Below are 7,600 nucleotides of genomic sequence, written 5' to 3' on the forward strand. Positions count from 1 at the left end.
ATGTTTACACTGAGCAACCGCCAATTCCACTGAATTTTGGCCCTACTGGTCAGGCGTAGTATTACCCGTATAGTTAATGTTATATAAAAATACCCTTTAATCTTCATTAAAGGGTATAATATTTTGACGGTTCAGTATTTAAATTATTTAGGCAACTTCTTTCTGGTTAAAATAATATTTCAATGCACCTGATGGGCATCTATTAATTTGTTTGATAATCTTTTTGTTTTTTGCCGCATCCAAGTCTATCCAGGGGATAACAGAATGCCTAAATACTTCAGAAAGTTGCTTTGCACATAATTCGGCATTAATACAACAACGTGGCTCGTAGGTTACAGTAATTTTTTCATTACTGAAAACATTGTTTTTTGTTTCCATAATAAGTAGATCAATTTGGGGTTAATCTTAAATTAATGTAAAGATTGAATTGTAATGGTTTAAAAAAATCAGATAAAAAGCATAAAACATCGTTGAAATACACAAATTAAGAATCTAAATCGATGAACTACATACTAAATCTATTCAAACTCTGAGGTCATATGAAATGTAATACTGGGGTATTTTTGCTGTGTCATCTTTAATGAAAACATAGAATCTGCTAAAAATACCAATTGATCTTGCTTATCTTTTGCTAAATAGCGTTGTTTTACACGCTTAAAGTCTTTAAACTCTTCACTTTTCTCATCATTTGTTTGCACCCAACAAGCTTTATGCACATTGAGATTTTCGTAGGTGCACTTGGCTCCATATTCGTGTTCTAGTCTGTATTGTATGACTTCATACTGCAATGCACCAACAGTTCCGATAACCTTTCTTCCATTATAATCTAGAGTAAAAAGCTGAGCAACACCTTCATCCATTAATTGGTCTATACCTTTATATAATTGCTTTGCCTTCATCGGGTCTGCATTATTGATATACCTAAAATGTTCCGGTGAAAAACTAGGTACACCTTTATAATTAATGATTTCACCTTCAGTTAAGGTATCACCAATTTTAAAATTACCAGTGTCTTGCAAACCAACGATATCGCCAGGGTAAGAGATGTCTACAATTTCTTTTTTCTCAGCAAAAAAGGCATTAGGACTAGAAAATTTCAGTTTCTTATTATGTCGTACATGCAAGTATGGCGTGTTGCGTTTAAACTCACCAGAAACAATCTTCACAAAAGCCAATCGGTTTCTATGGTTAGGGTCCATATTAGCATGGATTTTAAAAACAAAACCAGTAAACTTCTCTTCATCAGGCTGCACAAGTCGCTCCTCACTATGCTTTGGTCTTGGTTTTGGTGCTATGTCTACAAAACAGTCTAGTAACTCTCTAACACCAAAATTATTTAGGGCAGATCCAAAAAATACAGGCTGTAAGTCACCATTTAGATATGCTTCTTTATCAAATTCTGGGTAAATACCTTCTACCAGTTCAACTTCTTCACGCAAGGTATCTGCAGGCGTTTCCCCGACTAATTTATCTAATTCTTCAGATTTTAAATCAGAGATTTCAACTGTATCATTAATATGTTGCTTGCTATCTCCAGTAAAGAGATTTACGTTTTTTTCCCAGATGTTGTATATACCCTTAAAATCGTAGCCCATACCAATTGGGAAACTTAGCGGTGTAACCTTAAGTCCTAACTTTTGTTCTACTTCATCTAACAGATCAAAAGCATCCTTACCTTCACGATCTAGTTTATTAATAAACACAATCATAGGTATGTTACGCATTCTACAGACCTCTACAAGTTTTTCGGTTTGCTCCTCAACACCTTTAGCAACGTCAATTACAACAATGACACTATCAACAGCAGTAAGGGTTCTAAACGTATCTTCTGCAAAGTCTTTGTGACCTGGCGTATCTAGTATATTAATTTTAATACCATTGTATTCAAAGGCCAAAACAGAGGTTGCAACGGAAATACCACGTTGGCGTTCTATCTCCATAAAATCACTAGTTGCACCCTTTTTTATTTTATTGCTTTTTACAGCACCAGCCTCTTGTATGGCGCCACCGAATAGAAGTAGTTTTTCCGTTAAGGTGGTTTTACCAGCATCTGGGTGGGAGATGATCCCAAAAGTACGTCGTCTAGCTATTTCAGATCTAAAACTCATTGGTATTTTTTAAAAGGAAATGCAAAATTATAATATTCAAGCATACTTCAATTCTTTTAAATCAATAAAATGTAACAATTTCTAGAAGTATTAGATTTCAGTGTTTTGGCATTTAAAATTGGTTTTTCAACGATTTTTTACTGAAAAGCCATAATCAATGTTTATTTTGCCCTTGAATTTTAGCGTAATTTTAACAAAATGAAATTTACATTAAATATTTGTCCCAAATTAATAGCAACGTACCTATGTCTTCAAGAATTGATTTTTAGCAAGTCTTTCTACACAGGCCAGAAATGGTAATTTACAGTTAATTAGTGACTTATATTTAAAAAGCGTATCTCAAGTTAGAGATATGATAAAGATTTTTTAGTACAGTGTTTCTTACTGAAATTATTTGTTTTTTACGTTTAAACGAATATATTTGCATTTAATCGATATTTTTAATTATCGATGCTTTTGTTATAAATCATATATCAACTATATATTACTATGAAAATCTCTACCCGATTCTCGTTAGACAAGAAAATTTTATTAATAGTCTTACTGCTAATTAGTTATTCTCAATTATCATTTGCACAGTGCGCCGATGTCTCACCGACAGGAGATTGTGATTTCGATTTAATTCTTAATGGAGTGGATGTCGATGATGACAATGATGGAATATTAGATTCGATTGAAGATGCTAATCTGGATTTGGACAATGATCCAAGTACGAACCCAACAGATACAGACAGTGATACAATTCCTGATTATCTTGACCTTGATTCCGATAATGACGGAATTTATGATGTTCAAGAGGCTGGATATGGATTACAGGATACTAATACGGATGGACGAATAGATTTAAACGACTCAGGATTTGCCGATGTAAATTCTAATGGCGTAGACGATACTACAGAACTTTTGACGCCAATTGATACAAATTCAGATGGGAGTTATGATTTTCAGAATTTAGATAGTGATAACGATAGTTGTAGTGATGCTAATGAAGCCTATGGTTTTAATGGCGCAGATGGTAATGATGGTGGTCAGTTTGGTATTGGTGACCCAGCAACAGTTGATGGCAATGGACTCGTAATTGAAGTTGGGGTAGTATATTCATTAGGAACAAACTTTGCAGTAACGGATGGTATATCTTCAGTATGTTCTGCAGCCGCATTGCAATGTGGGGTTATTAATTCGCTATATCAGACAAGGGGTAATGGTGGCACTGGTACAACAGAGATTTTTAGACTTAACCCATTCTTACAGGCCTATGTAAATATAGGAACTTTGCCAGGAGTATCAAATGCTTCAGCTACAAACAGCGCATACAGTGCAGCTACTCAATATGTATATTCTAGTACAGGAGGTAGTGTAGTACGAGTTTATGACCCATCTAACAATTATAGTTTTGTTGGAGAAATTACAGTTACTGGAGCTTCTGCAGGATTTACATTCCGATTATTTTCAATTGGAAATACAGTTGGGTACATTAATTCAAACGCGGGTACAAATTATATAGTGACTTTTGATGTTACAGGTATTGCTACGTATCCTGCAACACGCCCTGCAACAAATGTTACAGTCTCAGGAACTTTTTCTGCTGCTGCGGATTATGCTCTTGTCGGTAATCATGTATATGGTATGACCATGAATGGTGCATTAACTACTGCTCGTTTAACCAAGGTTGATGTTACAACTGGCGTCTCACAACGATTTAATTTAACGCTTGCTAACGCAACAACAAATACAGACCCTATTTCAAACAATACTTTTGGTGCTGTATGGCAAGATGAACAAGACAATTTCTATGCATTTAATAATGGAAATGGTGATATTTATCAAGTATTAGATGTTTCTACGGCAACAACAGGAACAGCTTTTACAAAAGTTTTAATTGCAGATCCATCGGGTCAAAATGACGGTTTTGGCTGTGAGATTGGAGCAAATCCTTTAGATTGGGATGGTGATGGTATTTTGGATACTGTTGATATTGATGATGATAATGATGGAATCCTCGATACAGAAGAGGATGAGAATATTGATTTAGATAATAATCCACTAACCAATTTTACGGATACAGATGGAGACGGAATTCCAAATGGATATGATTTAGATTCAGATGGTGATGGAATTCCTGATAATAATGAAGGACAAACAACAGTAGCTTATATTGAACCATTAGATTCAAATAGTGATGGAATACCAGATGATACAGATGGTGATGGTCTTGCTGATACTTATGATAGTACTCTAGGAGGAGGTCCTGCCGGAAGTATCGGGATTGTGCCCGTAAATACTGATGGACCCTTAACCACTAGTGATACAATTCCAGATTATTTAGATCCAGATTCCGATAATGATGGCCAATCAGATACGATAGAGGCTATAATTACCTTAACAGGGAATGATTCAGATTTTGATGGCCTAGATGATGCAATAGACTTAACCACTGGATTGGAAGATCCTAATGGTATTATAAATGACACTGCCATTTTACAAAATACAGATGGTATAAATGATGTCGATTTTAGAGACGTGCTTGATACAGATGGTGATGGCGTGCTCGATACAGAAGATTTAGACGATGATAATGATGGAATTCTTGATACGGCTGAAGCTGAAGGAGTTAATGACCCTATAGGAGATGAAGATGGAGATGGCGTGCCAAATTTCGTAGATACAATAGATAATGGTGGAGTAGGAGATGGTTCAACAACAGATTATACAGATACCAATGGAGACGGAATACCAGATGTTTATGACACTGATGATGACGGAATACCTAACCATTTAGATACAGATTCAGATGGTGATGGTTGCTTTGACGCCCTTGAAGGTGCTGGTAGTGTGCTAGTCACAGAATTAGATGGTGCCGGAGCAATTGATATTGCCAATGTTACACCTAGTGGTGTTGATACCAATGGTATACCAAATTTAGTGTCTGGTGGCCAGGCAACAACAGTTGCAGTTACAGATGTTTTAGATGCAACAGCATGTTTACCCAATATTACAGCCAATAATGATGACTTTAGTGCATCAACTATTGGTAGTGTAACAGGCGATGTAACAGCAACAGTCTTTACCAATGATGATGCAGATGGTACTACACCAGCAACAGATGCCTTAATTGATAATAATATTAGCATTACTAATGACGATGGATTAACAGGAGTATTTATAAATACTACTGGTACAATCATTGTACCAGGAGGAACCACTCCAGGAACTTATAATGTTGAATACCAAATTTGTTTAACAGCAGATAATTCTATTTGTGATACAGCCATTGCAACAATTGTAGTTATTGATGATTGCGATCCTATTGCTTCAGGAAATACAGATACGGATGGCGATGGGGTTTCAGATATCTGTGACCTCGATGATGACAATGACGGTATTTTAGACATAAATGATGGATGTTCTCCATCTAACGATATTGATATAACAGGTAATCTGGGCATCGGTAGCTTCTTATCAGATGCAGAGGATGGTACTTATCCATTACCTGGTGGTACTTATGATTTGGATATTACGGAGTTGGGTGGAATGTCAATCATTACTGCAGATCCAGCTGTTGGTAATAGTCAAGGACCACTGTTTGACTTCAGAGGAAGTAATGGCGATGTCGGTTCTATCGAATTAGATTTTTCACCAAATATAGGTGGAGGATTGTTTAAACTTACAGATTTTGACAACAACGAGGTCGTGACCATTGAAGTATTTGATGGTACAACACCAGTTGATCTAACGGTAGGGACAAGAGCAACGGTTGGTACACAAATAGCTCAGTCTGGTGCCAACGGAGAAATATTTACAACGATTGTTAATTCTGGAGTTAATGGTGACGCTACAAGTCAAGACATTATAGGTTCTGTTCTAATCGATCTTTTTGGTGTTTCTGTAACAAGAATATTAGTAACGGTTCAATTAAATTCAACACCTGGTCTTTCGGGAATTCGCTTCACTGAGGTAAAAGAATTTTGTATAGATTCAGATGGAGATTCAATTTTCGATAATGTTGATATTGATAGTGATAACGACGGTTGTTTTGATGCTTTAGAAGGAGATGGTGGTTTACTGGCAGGTCAAGTAGATGGTACAGGTGAAATCATAGGAGGTCAAGATGCCAATGGAGTTCCTAGTGCAGTTTCAGGAGGTCAAAACGATATTAGTAGTACAGATTCTCTGATCACGGGCCCACAATGTGATGATGATAATGATGGGGTGTTAAATTTAAATGATATATGTGCTGGATTCGATGATGCAGCAGATAATGATGGCGATGGATTCCCGGATGGGTGCGACATTGATGACGATAACGATGGTATTCTAGACACATTTGAAGGCTGTTCACCTTCTAATGATATTGATATAACAGGTAATCTAGGCATTGGTAACTTCTTATCAGACGCAAATGATGGTACTTATCCAATAGTTGGAGGTACGTTCGATTTAGATCTTACTGAGTTGGGTGGAATGTCAATTACTACGGCAAATCCGGCAATAGCAAATAGCCAAGGACCACTATTCAATTTTAGAGGAAGTAATGGAGATGTTGGTATTATTCAACTAGACTTTTCACCAAATATTGGTGGCGGAATGTTTAAACTTACAGATTTTGACAACAACGAGGTGGTAACAGTAGAAGTCTTTGATGGTGTAACACCTGTAGATCTGGCGTTTGGGTTAAGAGCAATAGTTGGTACCCAAATAACCCAGACTGGAGCAAACGGAGAGATATTTACAACTACGACAAATTCTGGAGTTAATGGTGAAGCCACAAGCGAAGACGGTATAGGATCAGTACTATTTGATCTTAATGGTGTATCAATAACTAGAATAGTTGTTACGGTACAGCTTAATTCAACACCAGGTCTTTCTGCAATACGATTTACTGAAATAGATAGTTTCTGTATAGATACAGATGGAGATTCTGTTTTTGATTATTTTGACCTCGACTCAGACAATGATGGAATATATGATGCAGATGAAGCAGGAAATGGTGCATTAGATACAAATGGAGATGGTGTTATTGATGTTAGTGATGCTGGCTTTGCAGATGGAAATAACAACGGAGCAGATGATGTTGCAGAGGCTACAACACCAGTGGATACTGGTGGCGATAGTAGCTTTGACTTTCAAAATACGGATAGTGATGGTGATGGTTGTCCAGATGCCAATGAAGCTTATTGGAATCCATTTGCTGCAGGTGCAGATGATGGACAATTTGGCGAACCAGATCCGGCTTCAGTTGACGGAAACGGACTTGTTACTGAGGTGGGCGTAAACTACTCACTTGGAACTAATTTAGCTGTTGTTGATCCCCTTGATACTTCGGGTTGTATTGTAACCCCAAGCATAGCTACTGTCAAGACTTTTGCAGATATCGATGGTGGCGCATTAACAGAATATACGACCGTAGGCCAGGTTATCAACTATACGATCACCCTTACCAACGACGGAAACGTCACGGTCTACAACCCGACGATGGCAGATGCAACAGCAGA

Annotated in this window: 3 protein-coding genes; 1 reads left to right on the plus strand and 2 read right to left on the minus strand. The window is 37.0% G+C overall.

Going from position 1 to position 7,600, the window contains the following annotated elements; translation table 11 throughout:
• Positions 1–147 precede the first annotated feature (147 nt).
• Positions 148–378, minus strand: coding sequence for a (4Fe-4S)-binding protein (locus ACFWV9_RS03165; RefSeq protein ID WP_411893777.1), 231 nt, complete (start codon positions 376–378; stop codon positions 148–150).
• A gap of 140 nt (positions 379–518) precedes the next feature.
• A complete protein-coding gene (locus ACFWV9_RS03170) occupies positions 519–2,108 on the minus strand; it encodes a peptide chain release factor 3 (RefSeq protein WP_411893778.1) in 1,590 nt (529 codons plus the stop codon).
• A gap of 489 nt (positions 2,109–2,597) precedes the next feature.
• Between ACFWV9_RS03170 and ACFWV9_RS03175 the strand changes: the two genes are divergently transcribed.
• Positions 2,598–7,600 (plus strand): beta strand repeat-containing protein (locus ACFWV9_RS03175; RefSeq protein WP_411893779.1); only part of this gene is annotated, 5,003 nt, incomplete at its 3' end.

This window comes from Winogradskyella sp. A2, from assembly GCF_046762865.1.
Lineage (GTDB): Bacteria > Bacteroidota > Bacteroidia > Flavobacteriales > Flavobacteriaceae > Winogradskyella.

Coding starts and splice junctions, on each gene's coding strand:
- ACFWV9_RS03165 (WP_411893777.1), bottom strand. CDS start 378: ATGGAAACAAAAAACAATGTTTTCAGTAATGAAAAAATTACTGTAACC.
- ACFWV9_RS03170 (WP_411893778.1), bottom strand. CDS start 2,108: ATGAGTTTTAGATCTGAAATAGCTAGACGACGTACTTTTGGGATCATC.